This window comes from Streptomyces sp. NPDC040405 (genome assembly GCF_055595765.1).
Genome location: NZ_JBVIVI010000003.1, coordinates 1 through 17267 on the forward strand (window position 1 = coordinate 1; position 17267 = coordinate 17267).

15 protein-coding genes are annotated in these 17267 nt (G+C 73.1%); 4 read left to right on the top strand and 11 right to left on the bottom strand.

What is annotated here, in order from left to right; translation table 11 throughout:
* Positions 1-144: 144 nt before the first annotated feature.
* Both ACZ59A_RS14205 and metF read left to right on the top strand, forming a co-directional pair.
* Positions 145-1128, top strand: coding sequence for a carbohydrate kinase family protein (locus tag ACZ59A_RS14205; protein ID WP_470957953.1), 984 nt, complete (start codon positions 145-147; stop codon positions 1126-1128).
* On the top strand, positions 1125-2123 hold the full coding sequence (metF, locus tag ACZ59A_RS14210; RefSeq protein ID WP_470957956.1) for a methylenetetrahydrofolate reductase [NAD(P)H]: 999 nt from the start codon (positions 1125-1127) through the stop codon (positions 2121-2123). The genes ACZ59A_RS14205 and metF overlap by 4 nt, the downstream gene beginning before the upstream one ends.
* Here metF and ACZ59A_RS14215 read toward each other — a convergent pair.
* Positions 2050-2529 (bottom strand): nuclear transport factor 2 family protein, encoded by a 480-nt coding sequence (locus ACZ59A_RS14215; RefSeq protein WP_468048366.1) that lies wholly within the window; start codon positions 2527-2529, stop codon positions 2050-2052. The two genes, metF and ACZ59A_RS14215, sit on opposite strands and share 74 nt — an antisense overlap.
* Positions 2530-2658: 129 nt before the next feature.
* Between ACZ59A_RS14215 and ACZ59A_RS14220 the strand changes: the two genes are divergently transcribed.
* Entirely contained in the window at positions 2659-3438 is a 780-nt protein-coding gene (locus tag ACZ59A_RS14220) for a 2OG-Fe(II) oxygenase (RefSeq protein WP_470957959.1), read from the top strand.
* An 11-nt stretch (positions 3439-3449) separates the two neighbouring features.
* Here the strand turns inward: ACZ59A_RS14220 and ACZ59A_RS14225 are convergent, their stop codons facing one another.
* Genes ACZ59A_RS14225 through ACZ59A_RS14255 form a run of 7 tightly spaced genes read right to left on the bottom strand, consistent with a single transcriptional unit; the run spans position 3450 to position 8367 of the window.
* A complete protein-coding gene (locus ACZ59A_RS14225) occupies positions 3450-4124 on the bottom strand; it encodes an alpha-ketoglutarate-dependent dioxygenase AlkB family protein (RefSeq protein ID WP_470957962.1) in 675 nt (224 codons plus the stop codon).
* Positions 4121-4684, bottom strand: a complete 564-nt coding sequence (locus ACZ59A_RS14230) for an ABC transporter substrate-binding protein (protein WP_468048370.1) — start codon at positions 4682-4684, stop codon at positions 4121-4123. The genes ACZ59A_RS14225 and ACZ59A_RS14230 overlap by 4 nt, the downstream gene beginning before the upstream one ends.
* Positions 4681-4971, bottom strand: coding sequence for an Ada metal-binding domain-containing protein (locus tag ACZ59A_RS14235; RefSeq protein ID WP_470957965.1), 291 nt, complete (start codon positions 4969-4971; stop codon positions 4681-4683). The genes ACZ59A_RS14230 and ACZ59A_RS14235 overlap by 4 nt, the downstream gene beginning before the upstream one ends.
* Entirely contained in the window at positions 4968-5699 is a 732-nt protein-coding gene (locus ACZ59A_RS14240; RefSeq protein ID WP_470957968.1) for a 2OG-Fe(II) oxygenase, read from the bottom strand. The genes ACZ59A_RS14235 and ACZ59A_RS14240 overlap by 4 nt, the downstream gene beginning before the upstream one ends.
* Positions 5700-5726: 27 nt before the next feature.
* A complete protein-coding gene (locus ACZ59A_RS14245) occupies positions 5727-6233 on the bottom strand; it encodes a methylated-DNA--[protein]-cysteine S-methyltransferase (protein WP_470957971.1) in 507 nt (168 codons plus the stop codon).
* A 42-nt stretch (positions 6234-6275) separates the two neighbouring features.
* Positions 6276-6779 carry a methylated-DNA--[protein]-cysteine S-methyltransferase gene (locus ACZ59A_RS14250; RefSeq protein WP_468048376.1) on the bottom strand — a complete coding sequence of 168 codons (504 nt, stop codon included), beginning with the start codon at positions 6777-6779 and terminating at the stop codon, positions 6276-6278.
* A 43-nt stretch (positions 6780-6822) separates the two neighbouring features.
* Positions 6823-8367 carry an AlkA N-terminal domain-containing protein gene (locus ACZ59A_RS14255; RefSeq protein WP_470959643.1) on the bottom strand — a complete coding sequence of 515 codons (1545 nt, stop codon included), beginning with the start codon at positions 8365-8367 and terminating at the stop codon, positions 6823-6825.
* A gap of 269 nt (positions 8368-8636) precedes the next feature.
* On the opposite strand from ACZ59A_RS14255, the gene ACZ59A_RS14260 reads away from it, so the two are divergent.
* Positions 8637-10580 (top strand): beta-N-acetylhexosaminidase family protein, encoded by a 1944-nt coding sequence (locus ACZ59A_RS14260; protein WP_470957973.1) that lies wholly within the window; start codon positions 8637-8639, stop codon positions 10578-10580.
* Between the two features lie 94 nt (positions 10581-10674).
* On the opposite strand, the gene ACZ59A_RS14265 is transcribed toward ACZ59A_RS14260, so the two are convergent.
* From ACZ59A_RS14265 to ACZ59A_RS14275, 3 genes are all read right to left on the bottom strand, one after another.
* Positions 10675-11688, bottom strand: a complete 1014-nt coding sequence (locus ACZ59A_RS14265) for a TauD/TfdA family dioxygenase (RefSeq protein ID WP_468048380.1) — start codon at positions 11686-11688, stop codon at positions 10675-10677.
* 87 nt (positions 11689-11775) lie between these two features.
* The gene (ddaH, locus tag ACZ59A_RS14270; RefSeq protein WP_470957976.1) at positions 11776-12621 is read right to left on the bottom strand and encodes a dimethylargininase; all 846 of its coding nucleotides are present in this window, start codon (positions 12619-12621) and stop codon (positions 11776-11778) included.
* Positions 12622-12673: 52 nt separating this feature from the next.
* Positions 12674-17266: an amino acid adenylation domain-containing protein gene (locus tag ACZ59A_RS14275; RefSeq protein WP_470957979.1), complete on the bottom strand. Its 4593-nt coding sequence runs from the start codon at positions 17264-17266 to the stop codon at positions 12674-12676.
* Position 17267 lies beyond the last annotated feature (1 nt).

Here is a 17267-nt window from a genome sequence, read left to right on the forward strand (position 1 = left end):
GGCGGCCTACGGTCACTTCGGCCGTGAGGACTCCGACTTCACCTGGGAGCGCACCGACCGCGTCGACGCCCTCCGCGCGGCGGCCGGTCTGTAAGCCGCAACTCCTCGCGCCCCCACCGACCGCATCCCCAAGGAGGACACGACGTGCGCATCGCCGTCACCGGATCGATCGCGATAGACCATCTGATGGTCTATCCCGGACGGTTCGCCGAGCAACTGATCGCCGGGCAGCTCGACAAGGTCTCCTTGTCCTTCCTCGCCGACGATCTGGACATCCGGCGGGGAGGCGTCGCCGCGAACATCGCTCTCGGTCTGGGCAGGCTCGGGCTCGACCCCCTGCTCGTCGGCGCGGCCGGGGTCGACTTCGCCGCCTACGGCTGCTGGCTGCGGTCCAACGGCGTGGACACGGAGTCCGTACGGGTCAGCGAGACACGCAGGACCGCGCGCTTCGTGTGCACCACGGACGCCGACCAGAACCAGATCGCGACCTTCTACGCCGGTGCCATGACCGAGGCGAAGGAGATCGCGCTCGAACCGACCGTGCGGCGCGCCGGGGGGCTCGACCTCGTGGTGATCGCCCCCAACGACCCCGAGGCCATGCTGCGCCACGCCGACGAGTGCCGCGAGCGGGGGTACGCCTTCGCCTCCGACCCCTCGCAGCAGCTCGCCCGCATCACCGGTGACGAAGCGCGCAGGCTGGTCGAGGGCGCCCGCTACCTGTTCACCAACGCCTACGAGGCGGCGATGCTCCGGGACCACACCGGCTGGAGCGACGCCGACATCCTCGACCGGGTCGGCACCTGGATCACCACGGACGGAGCCGAAGGCGTCCGCATCGGGGCGGCGGGGCGGCCGACGCTGAAGATCCCCGCGGTCCCGACGTCCGGAGTGGCCGACCCCACCGGCGGCGGCGACGCGCTGCGCGCCGGATTCCTCGCCGGGGTCGCCTGGGGGCTCGGCCACGAGCGCGCCGCCCAACTGGGCTGCGCCCTGGCCACGATCGTCCTGGAGTCGGTCGGCACCCAGGAATACCAGCTCTCCGCGGACGACCTGCTGACCAGGCTCGACAAGGGCTACGGCGCCGAGGCCGCCCAGGACCTCGCACCCCACCTGGCGCGGACGGCATGACCGCGCCACCCCGGACACACCCGGGCGGAAGCGCGCCCTCGGCGACCACCTCGGCGACGACCACCTCGGCGGCCGCTTCCGCGACGCGGGTGCGCACACCGCGCCGGTCCCTGGCCGAGGTGCTCGCCGCGGGCGAGCGCTCGTACTCCTTCGAGTTCTTCCCGCCGAAGACCGAGGCGGGGGAGCGGACCCTGTGGAACGCGATCCGGCGGATCGAGAGTCACGCGCCGACCTTCGTCTCGGTGACCTACGGAGCGGGCGGCTCGTCGCGGGACCGGACCATCGGGCTGACCAAGCGGATCGCCGCGGAGACCACCGTGCGGCCGGTCGCCCACCTCACGGCGGTCGGGCACTCGGTCGGCGAACTGCGGCACATCATCGGCCAGTACGCGGACGCCGGGATCCTCGACGTCCTCGCCCTGCGCGGCGACCCGCCCGGCGACCCCCGCGGGCCCTGGCTCGCGGAGCCGGACGGGCTGGCCTACGCCCACGAACTGGTGGCGCTCATCCGTGAGTCGTGCGACTTCAGCATCGGGGTGGCGGCCTTCCCCGAGCGCCACCCGCGCTCCCCGGACTGGGACAGCGACGTCCGGCACTTCGTGGCCAAGTGCCGGGCGGGCGCCGACTACGCCGTCACGCAGATGTTCTTCGACGCCGAGGACTATCTGCGGCTGCGCGACCGGGTGGCGGCCGCGGGCTGCGACATTCCGATCATTCCCGAGATCATGCCCGCGACCGATTTCCGGCAGGTGCGCCGCTTCGCCGAGCTGAGCGACGCCCACTTCCCCGAGGACCTCGCCCGGCGGCTGGAGGCCGCCCAGGGCGACGCCGACGCGGGGCGCCGGATCGGTGTCGACCACGCCACCGCCATGGCCCGGCGGCTGCTGGACGAGGGCGCCCCGGGCCTGCACTACATCACGCTCAACCGATCGACCGCGGCGCTGGAGATCCATCGGAATCTGGCGCCACGACCCGGCCGTCACACGCCTCGCTGATGGCGGCGGGGTCCCAGTAGTAGGGCCGGATCTCGCGAATGCGGCCGTCCCGGAGGGTCACCGTCTGCACGATGGAGGTGACCACTTCGCGGCCGGTCGCCCGCGCGACGAAGCGCACCCGGTTGGTCGCCACCACGGTGTCGCGGTCCACGAGCTGCCGCTGTTCGAGGAATTCCATCGACTCCCACAGCTCGCCCATGACGGCGATGAACTTCTCCATGCCCTCGGGGCCGTACCAGACGCCGGTGAAGGGCAGGCCCGGTGCCTGGTGCAGCTCCACCTCCGGGTCCAGGCACGCGGCGATCTCCTCGAACCCGGCCTGCCCGGCGCCACCCCCCATGACATAGGCGCGCTCGGCCTCGTAGAACCGCTGCATCACGGCGATGGCGCTGTCGTTCGTAGACATGGTGTGACGACTCCCGGGAAACTTCGACGCTTCGTTCTCGTATCCCAGCCAAGCGTCCGGGCTCCCGCATTGCTGGCGGGATTCGGCCATCGCGCTCCGCGCCCGCGTCCAGCCGCAAGACTGTCCGCCATGGACCAGACCGAACTCCCCCTCGACCTGCCCGGACATACCGTGGGCGCCGGGGACGCACCGCACACCGCCCACGACGCCGTCCCCGCCCTCGCGGACCTGGACTGGCCACGGCTGTACGCCCAGCTGAACGAGGACGGTGTGGCCCTCACCCCGCCGCTGCTCTCCCGCGAGCAGTGCGCGATGCTCATCGACACCTTCGACAACCCGGGGCTGTTCCGCTCGACCGTGGTGATGCAGCGCTACGACTTCGGCCGCGGCACCTACAAGTACTACGCCGACCCCGCCGCCGTACCCCTCGTCCAGACCCTGCGCGAGAAGCTGTACCCGCCGATGGCGTGGATGGCCAACCAGTGGGCGCCCCTGCTGAACGAACGCACCTTTCCCGCCGCCCTGGACGACCTGCTCGCCGAATGCGCGGACAACGGCCAGCGGCGGCCCACCCCGCTCATCCTCGACTACGGCCCCGGTGACTACGCCTGTCTGCACCAGGACATCTACGGCGACATCGTCTTCCCGCTCCAGATCGCCTTCATGCTGAACGAGCCCGGCCAGGACTTCACCGGCGGGGAGAACGTCTTCGTCGAGCAGCGTCCCCGCTCCCAGTCCCGCGCCATGGTCCTCACCCCACGCCTCGGCCAGGGCATGATCTTCCCCGTCCGCCACCGGCCCGTGCGGGGGCAGCACGGCTACCGCCGCCACCCCATGCGGCACGGCACCAACGCGGTGGCCTCGGGGCGCCGGACCACCCTCGGCGTCATCTTCCACAACGCCCGCTGACCCGGGGCGACTCAGCCGGTGAGGCCCGTGACCCGCATGGTGATGTTCAGGCGTCCGGAGGTGAGCCCGGTGGCGGGGTCGGCGGTGCCCTCGTAGACCTTGGGCACGCCGTGGTAGACGTACCGGGAGGGGCCGCCGAAGACGAACAGGTCGCCGGAGGCCAGCTCGATGTCGGTGTAGGGCCTGGTGCGGGTTTCGGTGTTGCCGACGCGGAAGACGCAGGTGTCGCCGATGGACAGCGAGACGACCGGGGCCGAGGACAGCTCGTCCTTGTCCTGGTGCATGCCCAGCTTGGCCTGACCGTCGTAGAAGTTGATCAGCGCCGTGTCGGGGGTGTAGCTGTCCGGGGTGTAGTCGGCGCTGCCCAGCGTGTCGCCGTAGGCGTCCAGCAGGGCGCGGCGGCCCAACTGGACCATCCAGTCGGGGAATTCGGCGACGCGCTCGCCGTTCACATCCCCCGCCGTGCGGGTGTACTTGTACGGCTGCCAGTGCCAGCCGATGCACACCGTCTGCACCGACATGACGCCGCCGCGCGGCAGCCGGGTGTGGCGGATGGGCACCGGGCCGGTGGCCCAGGCACGGCAGGCGGTGACGAGTTCGCGCTGCTCTTCCAGCGTGAGCCAGCCGGGCAGATGCACGGCCCCGGGGGTGATCTCCATGGGCGGGCGGGGGATCAGGGCGGTCATGCGCTCCTCCCGTCCGGCGGATAGGAGGTGACCCAGCGGTTTCGGACCTCCCAGGTGCCGCCCTCGGCGGTGGCGCCGCGCAGGCCGTGCAGCGTGTCCGGCCCGGCCAGCGCGGGGAGCCGGGAGTCCTTCAGGGCGGCGAAGGCCACCGTGCGGGCCGGGTCCCAGTCGGTGGAGTGCCGCAGTCGGCGGGCCAGCTGGGCGAAGCCGAGGGGGGCTGCGGCCATGACCCAGGCGTCGGGCTCCTCGGCGGTCAGCCGGCGTGCGGCCCGCAGCCAGGACGCGGCGCTCTCCGGCCAGTCCACCGTGGCGAGGACCTTCCCGTCCCGCGCCTTCCACGCGGCCGCGAACGCCTCGGCGGCGGCGTGGGAGGCCGCGTCGCGGCTGTGGCCGATGGCGACGGTCTCGATGCGGCTCTTCCGGGCGGTCAACAGTCCTACGAGGGCGTCGAGTTCGGGGGCGGTGTGCGGGGCGGGGCGGGGCAGATCGCCGTACGCGGCCAGCTCCTCCGCGCTGATCAGGGGCGATCGGGATGCCGGTGGTCCCGTGAGAGGGCTCATGGTGTGGTGGTGTTCTCCCGGTTGGCTTTCCACAGGGCGTACCTCTGGGGCAGGCACACGGCGCACGGCCGGTATCCGGCGGCGACCGCGGTGGCCTCGTCCTCGAAGAACACCCGGTGTTTCACATAGTGGCCGCGGGCGAGGGCCCGCAGCGCGGAGGGGCAGTCCAGACGCCCGTAGAGCCGCAGGCCCCGGTGCCCGCCGAGACGGCCCTCAGTGGCGCTGCGATAGGGCGCCCCGTCGGGGCCGATCAGCGTGCGCGGGCGGGGCTCCGGGGCGGGTGTCATGCGGCGTCGTGGAAGACGAGCCCGAGGGTGTGGCGGTGTCCGGAGCGCACGGTGCTCACGCCGTGCCGCATGGGGCCGTTCGCCCAGCCGCGCTTGGAGGCCACCGGGCGGTCCCGGGTGGTGAAGATCAGCCCGTGGCCCTTGGGCAGGGTGGTGGACGATCCCCTGGACTGCGCGCGGGGGCGCTGCTCGGTCATGATGAACTCGCCGCCGGTGAAGTCCTCGCCGGGGGCGTCGAGGCCGACCACGATCTGGAGCGGGAAGAGCATGTCGCCGAACACGTCCCGGTGCAGGGCGTTCCAGTCGCCCGGGCCGTAACGCAGCAGGATCTGGGCGGACTTGGTCTGCCCCGCCTCATGGCACATCTCCAGCCACTCGGCCAGCGTGTCGGGCCAGGGCGCGGGCTTGCCCAGTTTCCCGGCCCAGTCGCGGGCGATGGGCAGCAGCCGCGGATAGAACGCCTCGCGCAGCTCGCGCACCAGGTCGGGGAGGTCATGGGTGAAGTAGCGGTACTGGCCGGAACCGAAGCGGTAGCGGGCCATGTCGATGGTCGTGCGGAAGCGTTCGGCCTCGTCGTACAGCCCGGCGAGGCGGTGGCATTCGCCCGGGGTGAGAAGCGGTCCGGTGAGCGCGCTGCCGTGCTCGCCCAGCTCGTCGGTGAGCGCGCTCCAGTCGTCCGCCGCGACGCGGTCGGCCACCTGGCTCGTGGAGGTGGTGGTATCGGTCATGAGGTGCGGTTCCTTCGGTGTGCTTCGTCAGGCGGCCGGTTGGGTCTGCTCCAGGTCCAGCAGCCGTCGCTTGCGCTCCAGGCCGCCCGCGTATCCGGTCAGCGCGCCGGTGGCGCCGATCACGCGGTGGCAGGGGCGGACGACCAGCAGCGGGTTGGCCCCGATCGCCGTGCCGACGGCGCGGACCGCGGCGCGCGGGGCCTCGATCCGGGCGGCGATCTCGCCGTAGCTGAGGGTCGTGCCGTACGGGATGGTGTCCACGGCGTTCCAGACGCGCTGCTGGAAGGCGCTGCCGCCGCCGACGTACTCGATGTCGAAGCGGGTCAGCTTGCCGTCGAAGTACGAGCGGAGCTGGCGGGCGATGTCCGCGAACGCGTCCGCGTCCTCGGTCCAGTCGTCCTGGACCGCGGGGCGGCGCTTCTGGTCCGGCACCGACAGGGAGGCCAGTGCGGTGCCGCCCTTCGCCGTCGCCGACTCCTCGCCGACCAGGAGCAGTTCGCCCAGCGGGCTGTCCATCGTGGTGTAGACCGTCATCGGCCTGGTTCCTCCGGTGATCGTCACGGTTGCCGGTGTGGATCAGATGAGTGTCGGCTGCAGCGCGCCCTCGTGGGTGAGGAGCCACACCTTGCGCTCGACCCCTCCGGCGTAGCCGCGCATGGTGCCGTCCGCGCCGATCACCCGGTGGCAGGGCCGAACCAGCAGCAGCGGGTTCGCGCCGATCGCCGCGCCCACGGCCTGGACCTGCTCGCGGGGCACGCCCAGCCGTTCGGTGAGCTGTCCGTAGGTGGTCGAGGTGCCGTACGGGATCCCCTCCAGCGCCTGCCACACGCGCTGCTGGAACTCCGTGCCGCCGGGCGTGAACGGGAGGTCGAAGGCGGTGAGTTCGCCGTCGAAGTACGCGCTCAGCTGCCGGACGGTCTCCGTGAACCCGTCGGGTGCGTGGCGCCAGTCGGGCCGTACGGCCGGCGCGTTCTTCTGTCCGGGCATGGACAGCGAGGTCAGTGCGGTGCCGTCCGGGGTCTCTTCGCCCACCAGGAGCAGTTCGCCCAGGGGGCTGTCCAGCGTGGTGTAGATGGTCATGATCGCGCTCTCTCGTCCTCTTTCGCCGCGGTTCGCTTCACCTTCAACGATGCGGGTCCGCGGCAGGGAATGCTGGCGGTATTCGGACATCACGCTGGGTGGTGCGGCGCTGGTCGGCGGTGGCGTCGGCGGTGGCCCGGGCAGCGGCCTGGGCGGCGGCCTTCCAGAAGTGGTGCATGGCGTAGGTGCGCCACGGCCGCCAGGCTACGGCGTCCATGGGCGCGGCGCCCGCGTGCCGCATACCGGCCCGGACGGCCACATCGCCGGTGAGGAGCACATCCGGGTCGCCGAGGGCCCGCATGCGGATGTATCCGGCCGTCCAGGGGCCGACGCCGTGCAGCCCGAGCAGCTTCTTCTCGGCATGGTCGCGGTCGGCCCCCGGGTCCAGCGCGACGGTGCCGTCGGCGAGCGCCGTGGTGAGCGTGCGCAGCGTACGGCGGCGGGACTCGGGCATCCCCAGCTCGCCCAGGGCGGCGTCGGCCAGCGCCTCGGCCGTGGGGAAGAGGTGCGTCAGCCCGCCGCTGGGCGTCCGCAGCGGCTCCCCGTACGCGGCCACGACGGCGTTGCCGAGCTTGCGCCCGGCCGCCACCGAGACTTGCTGGCCCAGCACGGCGCGGACGGCCAGCTCATGCGGGTCCGCGGCGCCCGGGGCGCGCAGCCCGGGGTGCCGGGCGACCAGCGGGGCGAGCGCCGCGTCGGTGGCCAGGCGCTCGTCCACCGCGCAGGGGTCGGCGTCGAGATCGAACAGCCGGCGCATCCGCTGCGCCGCCGTGGTCAGGTCGCGCGGATCGCCCAGGTGCAGACGGCACTCCAGCCAGCCGTCTCCCGGGGCCTCGCCGACCTCGGCGATCCCGGCGCCGTGCGGCAGGCGCAGCGTACGCCGGTAGACGCGGGCGCCGCGTTCCCCGGTGAACTCCTCGATGCCGTCGATGGCACGGGCGCCGAGGTAGTCGAACACCTCGGAGGCGGCGTACGGGCCGCGGTAGGCGAGCCGCAGCGGCACTCCGGCCGTCCCGAACCGTGCGGCGGGCCCCGGCTTCAGCTCCCTGAGACGGCTGGGGGTGGCGGCGTAGATCTGCCGGATGGTGTCGTTGTACTGCCGCACGCTGGAGAACCCGGCCGCGAAGGCGATCTCGGCGGCTCGCATGTCCGTCGTCTCCAGCAGGATCCGCGCCGTGTGCGCGCGCTGGGCGCGGGCCACGGCGATCGGCCCGGCGCCCACCTCGGCGTTCAGCTGCCGCTGCACCTGCCGGGCGCTGTACCCCAGCCGCGCGGCCAGCCCGGCCACCCCTTCGCGGTCGACGATGCCGTCCGAGATCAGCCGCATCGCGCGGCCGACCGCGTCGGCACGGACGTTCCACTCGGCGGAGCCGGGCACGGAGTCCGGGCGGCAGCGGAGGCAGGCCCGGAAGCCGGACCCCTGGGCGGCGGCCGAGGTGGGGAAGAAGCGCACGTTCCCGCGCTTCGGAGTGGTGGCCGGGCAGCTGGGTCTGCAATAGATCCCGGTGGTGGTGACGGCGAAGAAGAACGCGCCGTCGAAGCGGGCATCGCGGCCGCACACCGCCTCGTATTTGCTGTCGTCGGTGATCACGCTCCCAGGGTGCGGCGGCCCGGGGCGGCACGCTGGCGGAAATCGGACCTCGCGCTGACCCGCGGGGCGGGCCGACGGACCGGCGTGATCCGTTGTGACCCGTGCGTCCGCCCGGGATTCGCCGGTCCCGGGCCGTGGGTATGTGTCTCCGGAACGCCGCGCACCACGCAACGCGCCTGTCCCGTCGCTCACTTCGCTCCACGTGTCACCGTCGTGCACCGCCGTACGCCAAGCCACGCCATGCCACGCCACGGAGGAGAAGTCCCATGCGCCGTAGCTCCCGCCCCCTGGCCGCCGTGATCGCGTTCCTCACCTTCCTCGGGCTGCTGCTGCCCGTCGGCGCCACCGCCGCCACCGCCGCCGGACCCGGGCCGTTGCCGTCCGTCGTGCCGCGCCCGCAGACGATGGACCGGCTGGGCCGGGACGTCGTGGTGCCCGCGGAGGTGCGGGTGGTCTACGGCGACGGGGTGGACCGGCCCACGCGGGAGCTGGTCGCCGCCGTACTGCGCCGGGCCGGGGCGGAGCGGCTGCGGGGCGGCTCCGGGCCGCGGTTGACGGTGACCGTGGGGCGGCTCGCCGACGCCCGGGTCGCGGAGGCGCTGTGGTCCGCCGGGGGCAGGGTGCCCGGGGAACTGCCCGCGGAGGGGTACGCGCTCGCCGCGCGCGGTGCCGCCGTGGCGCTCGCGGGCGCGGACGCCGACGGGACGTACTACGCGGCGCAGACGCTGCGTCAGCTGGTCACCGGCGCCCGGACGATCGCCTCGGTGTCGGTCGTGGACCATCCGCTGATGCCGTTGCGCGGGGTGATCGAGGGGTTCTACGGAAGCCCGTGGACCCACGCCGAGCGCATGGACCAGCTGGCGTTCTACGGGGACGTCAAGATGAACACGTACGTCTACGCGCCCAAGGACGACCCGTACCACCGGGAGAAGTGGCGCGAGCCGTACCCGGCCGACCAGCTCGCCCAGCTCGGCGAGCTGGTCCGGCAGGCCGTCGGCCACCATGTGCGGTTCACCTTCGCCCTCTCGCCCGGCAACTCCCTGTGCTACAGCGACCCCGCCGAATTCACCGCGCTGCGGGCCAAGCTGGGGGCGATGTACGACCTCGGGGTGCGCAGCTTCTCGGTGCCGCTGGACGACATCAGCTACACCCGGTGGAACTGCGCCGCCGACCGCGCCGCCTACGGCGAGCCCTCGCAAGCGGCCGCGGGCCGGGCGCAGGCCGATCTGCTGAACCGGGTGCAGAAGGACTTCCTGGACGGCCGCGAGGGCGCCGCGCCGCTCCAGACCGTGCCGACCGAGTACGGCGATGTCACCGACACCGCGTACAAGAAGGCCCTGCGCGAGCGGCTGGACCCGCGGGTCGAGGTCATGTGGACCGGCACCGACGTGGTGCCGCCGCGGATCACCGTGGCCGACGCCGCGCGGGCCGCCGCCGTGTGGGGGCGCAAGGTGTTCGTCTGGGACAACTACCCCGTCAACGACTACGGCCAGGCCGAGGGACGGCTGCTGCTCGCCCCGTACGACGCCCGGGAGCCCGGGCTGCACCAGCAGCTCTCCGGTCTGGTCCTCAACCCGATGAACCAGGCAGCCGCCAGCAAGGTCGCCCTGTTCGGCGGGGCGGACTTCGCCTGGAACGACACCGGATACGACCCGGACCGCACCCGGCGGGCCGCCGCCGCGTACCTGGCCGGGGACGATCCGGCCCCGGCCACCGTGTCCGCGCTGCTGGCCTTCTTCGACACTCAAGCCCTCGCGCCCACCTTCGGTGACGAACCCTGGCAGCCCCAGGCGCCCGAACTGGCCGCCCGGCTGGCCACGTTCCGCACCGACTGGGACGCCGGACGGCGGCGGGCGGCGCTGAACGCCCTGCGCCCCACCGCGACGCTGCTGGCCACCGCGCCCGCCACCCTCCGGGCGGGCGTGGCCGACCGCGGCTTCGTGGCGGACTGCGCGCCGTGGCTGGACGCGCTGGCGCTGTGGGGCCGCGCGTTCACCCGCACCCTGGACGCGCTGGGCGCCCGGCTCGACGGCAACACCCCGCAGGCCGAGGGGTGGTTCGCCGAGGCGTCCTCGCTGGCCGGGCAGGCCGGGCGGATCCGTACGATCCCCGGCGAGACCCGCCCCGAGGGCCCGGTCCGCGTCGCCGACGGAGTGCTCGACACCTTCCTGGCGGCCGCGCCCGGACTCGGCAAGCGCGCGAAGGGCTGACGAACTGGCTCAGCCGTGCAGATCGCGAGGCCCACGCCGATCCGGACCGGTGTGCCGGGCGGACAGAAACTCCCAGGGGTTCGGAGGTCTTCGCTCAGAGGTTCTCGTTCACATACAGGTCGGACATGGCCACCAGGATGCGACGGTCGCCGCTGAACGGCTCGCGGGCGTGGGTGGCCAGGAAGTTGTCGACCACGAGGACGTCCCCGCGCTGCCACGGCAGCGACACCGCGGCCTCCTGGTACAGGTTGCCGATCAGCGCCACGGCCTCGTCCTCGATGGGGCTGCCGTCCCCGTAGAACGCGTTGCGCGGCACGCCCTCCGGGCCGTATTCGTCCACGAGGAACTCCGCCACCTCCTCGGGGAGGGTGGAGATGTGCCACAGGTGGGCGTGGTTGAACCACACGGTCTCGCCCGTGTGCGGATGCCGGGCCACGGCCTGGCGTACCGAGCGGGTGCGCAGCCCGTCCTCGCCGACCCAGGTGTACTCGGTGTGCGAGGCGCGGCAGTACGCCTCCACCTCGGCCCGGTCGGTGGTCTGGAAGACGTCCTGCCAGGGGATGTCGAGTCCGGGGCTGTAGTTGCGTACGTAGCTGACGCCGTGGCGCTGGAAGCGCTCGCGAATCTCGGCGGGGATCTTCGGGAAGACCGCGCGCTCGCTGGCCACCGGGGTGGCGCCGCCCTGCGCGGAGGGGCGGTCGCCGTAGAAGTACAGCGTGCTGGGCCAGTTGTGGGAGTACGACATCTCGTGATGGAAGGTGATCCACCGGTCGGCGGCCAGCTCGGTGGAGGTGAACACCTTGTCCGCGATCTCGGTGCGCGGCGCCGCCCGCTCCAGATAGTCGAGCAGGTCGGGCGAGTACGCGCGGGCGGCGTTCCCGAAGTCCTCGGGGCTGTCGACCGCGAAGCCGCGGAAGAGCAGGGCGCCGTGGCGCCGGAGCGCGTCGGTGAGGCGCGCGTGGTTGCCGGTGATCCACTGGTCCAGGCGCAGCCCCGGCTCGGTGGCCTCGATGCGCAGGAGGAAGGGTTCGGGGGTCACGGGCGCGGCCACCACCCGGCCGTCGGCGAAGGACATCTCTGCGTCGGGTGTGGCGTTCAGCTGGGTCATGAAGGGTCTCCGGTCGGCGGAAGGTGGGTGAAGAGAGGGAGGCCGGGTGGGGGAGGGGCGTTTCCCCTCCCCTTCCGCGCGGTCGGGTCAGGCGGCGGGCTCGCGGACCTCGAGAGTGCAGCACTTGACGCTGCCGCCGCCCTTGAGGAGCTCGCTCAGGTCCATGCCGATCGGCTCGAAGCCGCGCTCGCGCAGCTGCCGCGCCAGGCCGGTGGCCGCCTCGGGCAGCACGACGTGGCGCCCGTCGCTGACCGCGTTGAGCCCGAACACCGCCGCGTCCTCCGCGGAGGCGAGCACCGCGCCGGGGAACAGCCGCTCCAGCACGGCGCGGCTGTCGGGCGAGAACGCCTCCGGGTGGTACATCACCTCGTCCTCGGAGAGCACCGCCAGCGCGGTGTCCAGGTGGTAGTAGCGCTCGTCGGTCAGCTCCAGACCGATGACGGGGCGGCCGAAGAACTCCTGGGCCTCGGTGTGCGACTGGGGCGCGCTGCGGAAGCCGGTCCCGGCCAGCACCCGGTCCCCGGTGACCAGGAAGTCGCCCTCGCCCTCGTTGATGTGCGCGGGGTCGTGCAGCTCCGTGAAGCCGTTGTCCCGGAACCACGCGAGGTACGCCGGTCCCTCGGCGGACCGTTCGATGTTGCGGAAGCGGGCGCCCAGGACCTTGCCGTCGATCACCGTGGCGCCGTTGGCCGCGTAGACCATGTCGGGGTAGCCCGGGAGCGGGTCGATCAGGTCGACCGTGTGGCCCAGCTCCAGATAGAGCGCCCGCAGCTTCTCCCACTGCGCGATGGCCAGGTCGGTGTCCGTGGGCTTGCCCGGGTCCATCCACGGGTTGATGCGGTAGGTGACATCGAAGTGGGTGGGACGGCACATGAGGTAGCGGCGCGGACGGGCCTCGCGGGCAGGGGCGGCGGACTGGACTTCGTGGGTCATGTCTCTCCTGAAACGGTGTCGAAGGCGGGGCGGAAGGGCGACGGCGGTGGTGTCAGGAGGTCTCGCGCACCAGCTCCCGCAAGCCGTCCAGCATCCCCGTCAGCAGCTCGGCGACGGACTCCTCGGGATACCGGCCGGCGGGGTAGGCGCAGCCGAACTCCAGCCGCCCGTTCTCCACGGAGCCCACCACGTCCAGCGGATACACCCGTCGCTCCGTGGGCTCGTGTTCCCGTCCGCCGTGCGGCAGATGGCCCGTCACCAGCTCGTTGCCGGTGGAGCCGGAGTCCCACTGCCCCAGATAGTTGAAGCCGACCAGCGCACGCACCGGCTCCAGCGGCGCGGCCCCGGACCGGTCGGCGCCGAGATGGCGCAGCGCGCCGTAGCCGATGCCGTTGCGGGGCACCGCGCGCAGCTGTCGCTTGACCGTGCGGACCGCCACGGACATCGGTGCGTCGGCCGGGACGGCCAGCGCCACCGGGTGGGCGGCGGTGAACCACCCGACCGTGCGGGACAGGTCGACGCCCTCGAAGAGGTCCTCCCGGCCGTGGCCCTCCAGATCGATCAGTGTGCGCTCCCGGCCGGTCCACGCGGTCAGCGCCCGGCCGAGCGCGGCCAGCAGCACATCGTTGATACGGGCGCGGTACACCCCCGGAACGCGGCGCAGCAGGGCGTCGGTGTCCTCGGCGCTCAGCTGCCCGTGGACCGTCCGGACGTCCTCGACCGAGCCCGCGTCGGGGACCGGGGCGGCGTCCGCCGTGGCGGTGCGCCAGAAGTCGGCCTCGCCGTCGAAGCCGCCCTCCGCCGTGTACTCCTCCAGCCGCCGCGCCCACTGCGCGAACGAGGTGCTGCGCGGGCCGAGGTCGGCCTGCTTCCCGGCCGCCAGCTGCCCGTACGCGATCCGCAGGTCGTCCAGCAGGACGCGCCAGGAGACACCGTCCACCACGAGGTGGTGCGCCGTCAGGAACAGCTGCGGCGCCCGGCCGCCGCCCAGGTCGAACAGCATCGCGCGGAGCAACGGTCCCTCGGTGATGTCCAGGCCCGTCTGGCAGGCCAGCACCGCCTCCGCCACCCGGTCCCGCAGCTTCTCGTCCGGCAGATCGAACAGGTCGAGCCGCGCGAAGTGCCAGCGGCCCGCCGCCTGCGCGGTGACCTCCTGCCGCCAGCCGCCGTCGGCGCGGGTGAAGCGCAGCCGGAGCGCGTCGTGGTGGCCGACGATGGCCTCCAGCGCGGCGCGCAGTGCGGCGGTGTCGGTGTCCGGCGCGAGTTCGAGCATGACGGACTGGTTGAAGTGGTGCGGATTGACGGTGTGGGTGTCGAAGAACCAGTGCTGCACCGGGGTCAGCGGCACCGGACCGGTTTCCCGCCGCTCGTCCTCCGGTGCTCCGGCGCCGTCGAGGGTGCGTACCACCGCCGCGAGCTGGCCCACCGTCTTGTGCTGGAACAGCTCCTTGACGGTCAGGTTCAGCCCGGCGCGCCGGGCGTGGGCGACCACCTGGGTGGACAGGATGGAGTCGCCACCGAGGTCGAAGAAGCCGTCGTGCATGCCGACGCGCTCCACGCCCAGGACCGTACGGAAGATCTCCGCGAGGGACTTCTCCATGTCGGTGCGCGGCGCCACGTGTTCCTGGCGCGCGGTCACCGGCACCTCGGCCAGGGCGGCCCGGTCCACCTTGCCGTGCGCGGTCAGCGGCAGCCGGTCCAGTACGGCGAAGGCCGACGGAACCATGAACTCGGGCAGCACGGCGGCCAGTTCGTCGTGCAGCCGTCCGGGCTCGACGTCGGCGCCCGCGGCGGGCACCACGTAGCCGACCAGCTGCTTGCGCCGCCCGTGGGCCAGCGCCAGGACGCACGCCTGGTCCACCCCGGACAGCCGCGCCAACGCGGTCTCGATCTCGCCCAGTTCGATCCTGAAGCCCCGGACCTTGACCTGGTCGTCGGTGCGCCCCCGGAAGTCGATGTCTCCGCCGGGTAGCCAGGCGCCCAGGTCGCCGGTGCGGTACAGCCTGGCCCCCGGGCCGTCGCCGAAGGGATGGCGTACGAAGCGCTGCCCGGTCAGTTCGGGGCGGCCGAGGTAGCCCTTGGCCACGCCGGGTCCGCCGATGTACAGCTCGCCGGTCACCCCGACGGGCGCCGGGCGCAGCCCTTCGTCCAGGACGTAGACCTCCACGCCCGCGATCGGCCTCCCGATGGGCAGCCGCACCGCCTCCGCGGGGATCTCGCCCTCGAAGAAGGTCGCGCCGATGGTCGTCTCGGTGGGCCCGTAGCCGTTGACGAAGCGATGCCGGGCCGACCAGGCGCGGGCCAGCTCCACCGGGCAGCGGTCGCCGACCGCCAGCACGGTCGAACCGGGGGCGAGGTCGGCCGGATCCAGCGCCGAGAGGGCCGCGGGGGGCAGGCTCAGCAGCACCGGGTCCCCCTTGGCCAGGCCCGCGACCAGCTCGGGGCCGATGGCGTCGGCGCCGCGCTCGGGCAGGCACAGCGTGGCCCCGGAGGTCAGCGCGACGAAGGTCTCCCATACGGCGCCGTCGAAGCTGAGCGAGGACAGCTGGAGCACCCGGCTGCCCACACCGAGCCGGAACCGGCGGGCGCAGGCGGTGACCATGTTGACCAGTCCGCGATGGCCGAGCAGCACACCCTTCGGGACGCCGGTGGACCCGGAGGTGTAGATGACGTACACCAGCGCGTCCGGCGCCACCCGCGGCCGGTCGGTGGCAGCGCCGGTCCCGGGCCACGGCTCGTCCACGGCGACGGTACGGCATGCCGCGTCCGTGAACTCGCCCAGCAGGGAGCGCTGGGTCAGCACCACCGGCGCCTCGGTCTCGGTGAGCATCAGCGCACGCCGGGCGGGCGGGGACGTCACGTTCAGCGGCAGGAACGCGGCGCCCGCCTTGAGCGCGGCGAGGGTGGCCACCACCAGGTCCGGGCCACGGTCGAGGCAGATGCCCACCACCGAACCCGGCGTCACTCCCAGACCCGCCAGCCGCCGCGCCAACTCCTCGGCACGGGCGTCCAGTTCGCCGTACGTCAGCGCCCGGCCGCCGCACTCCACGGCGACCGCCCCGGGGTGCTCGGCCGCGCGCCGGGCGACCAGTTCGTGCACGCACACGTCGTCGACGTCCGGAGCGGGGGTACGGGCCCACTCCTCCGTCAGCCGCCGGTGCTCGCCGTCGGTCAGCAGCGTCAGCTCCGCGACCGGCCGGTCGGGGGCGGCCGCGATCGAGCCGAGCAGCGTCACCAGGTGCCCGCACAGCCGCCGCACCGTGGCGGCGTCGAACAGGTCGCCGCTGTACTCCACGTCCACGCCCAGCGATCCGTCGGCCCGCTCCTCGAAGCCGAGGACGAGGTCGAAGCCCGTGCTGGCCTGGGGAAGCCGGTGCTGCTCGACGTTCAGCCCGCTCAGGTCGAGCCGCGCCTCCGGGGCGTTCTGGAGGACGACCAGGACCTGCGCCAACGGCATCCGCCCGGCGTCGCGCTGGGGCTGCACCGCGTCCACGACCTGCTCGAACGGCACGTCCTCGTGCTCGAAGGCGTCCAGCACGGACGCGCTGCTACGCGTCAGCGACTCGGCGAACGACATCTCCGGCTCGACCCGGGCGCGCAGCACCAGGGTGTTCAGGAAGAAGCCGATGACCTCCTCCAGGCCCGGGTGCTTGCGCCCGGCCACCGGCGTGGCGACGGCGATGTCGGACTGCCCCGTCCAGCGGGCCAGCAGCACCTGCACCGCCGCGGTCAGCGTCATGAACAGGGTGGCCCCGCACCGCCGCGACAGCGCGCGCAGCGGCTCCGCCACGTCGGCCGCCACGTCGAAGGACTCCACATCGCCCGCCGAGGTGCGCACCGTCGGCCGGGGGCGGTCGGTCGGCAGCTCCAGCGGCGTCAGGTCGGCCAGCTGCTCCTTCCAGTACTCCAGCGACCCCGCCAGCGCGTCCCGCGACAGCTGCGCCCGCTGCCACACCGCGAAGTCGGCGTACTGGAGCGGCACCGGAGCGAGGGCGGCCTCCCGGCCCTCCCGCTCGGCCCGGTACAGCTCCCCGAACTCCCGGGTGAAGACGCTCATCGACCAGCCGTCATGGTTGATGTGATGCAGCGTCAGCACGAGGATGTGCTCGCGCTCCGCCAGGCGGACGAGCAGTACCCGCAGCAGCGGGCCGGTGCGCAGGTCGAAGGGCCGGGCCACCTCCCGCGCCACCGCCCGGTCCAGCTCCGCGCGCTGCTCGGAACCGGCGGATCCGCTCAGGTCGAGGCGCTCGAAGGGGACGTCGGACGCCTCGTGCGGGATCTGCACCGGGGTTCCGTCGACGGTGTCGAAGGTGGTGCGCAGGGCTTCGTGCCGCCGCACCACCCCGGCGATGGCGCGCCGCAGCGCCCCGGCGTCCAGCTCACCGGTCAGCCGCAGTCCGAAGCAGGAGTTGTAGCCGACCGCGTCGGGCTCCAACTCAGCTAGGAACCAAAGGCGTTGCTGGGAGAAGGACATCGGCAGCGGCCCGGTGCGCGGCACGGTGGCGATGACCGGTTCCGCGGCCGCGCCGTCCTCGGCGGGGCCGCCGTCCGCGCCCTCGCCGGGCGCTCCGGCCATGCGGCGCAGCAGTTTCTCGCGCAGGTGCGCCGGAAGTGCGGCGATCCTGTCCTCGAGTGAGGGGGACATG

Bases quoted from the DNA above. Each gene is read 5' to 3' on its own strand.
- ACZ59A_RS14235 (WP_470957965.1), bottom strand. From the start codon at position 4,971: ATGACACCCGCCCCGGAGCCCCGCCCGCGCACGCTGATCGGCCCCGAC.
- ACZ59A_RS14225 (WP_470957962.1), bottom strand. From the start codon at position 4,124: ATGACCGCCCTGATCCCCCGCCCGCCCATGGAGATCACCCCCGGGGCC.
- ACZ59A_RS14215 (WP_468048366.1), bottom strand. From the start codon at position 2,529: ATGTCTACGAACGACAGCGCCATCGCCGTGATGCAGCGGTTCTACGAG.
- ACZ59A_RS14260 (WP_470957973.1), top strand. From the start codon at position 8,637: ATGCGCCGTAGCTCCCGCCCCCTGGCCGCCGTGATCGCGTTCCTCACC.
- ACZ59A_RS14250 (WP_468048376.1), bottom strand. From the start codon at position 6,779: ATGACCATCTACACCACGCTGGACAGCCCCCTGGGCGAACTGCTCCTG.
- ACZ59A_RS14240 (WP_470957968.1), bottom strand. From the start codon at position 5,699: ATGACCGATACCACCACCTCCACGAGCCAGGTGGCCGACCGCGTCGCG.
- ACZ59A_RS14265 (WP_468048380.1), bottom strand. From the start codon at position 11,688: ATGACCCAGCTGAACGCCACACCCGACGCAGAGATGTCCTTCGCCGAC.
- ACZ59A_RS14245 (WP_470957971.1), bottom strand. From the start codon at position 6,233: ATGACGGTCTACACCACGATGGACAGCCCGCTGGGCGAACTGCTCCTG.
- ACZ59A_RS14230 (WP_468048370.1), bottom strand. From the start codon at position 4,684: ATGAGCCCTCTCACGGGACCACCGGCATCCCGATCGCCCCTGATCAGC.
- metF (WP_470957956.1), top strand. From the start codon at position 1,125: ATGACCGCGCCACCCCGGACACACCCGGGCGGAAGCGCGCCCTCGGCG.
- ddaH (WP_470957976.1), bottom strand. From the start codon at position 12,621: ATGACCCACGAAGTCCAGTCCGCCGCCCCTGCCCGCGAGGCCCGTCCG.
- ACZ59A_RS14275 (WP_470957979.1), bottom strand. From the start codon at position 17,266: ATGTCCCCCTCACTCGAGGACAGGATCGCCGCACTTCCGGCGCACCTG.
- ACZ59A_RS14220 (WP_470957959.1), top strand. From the start codon at position 2,659: ATGGACCAGACCGAACTCCCCCTCGACCTGCCCGGACATACCGTGGGC.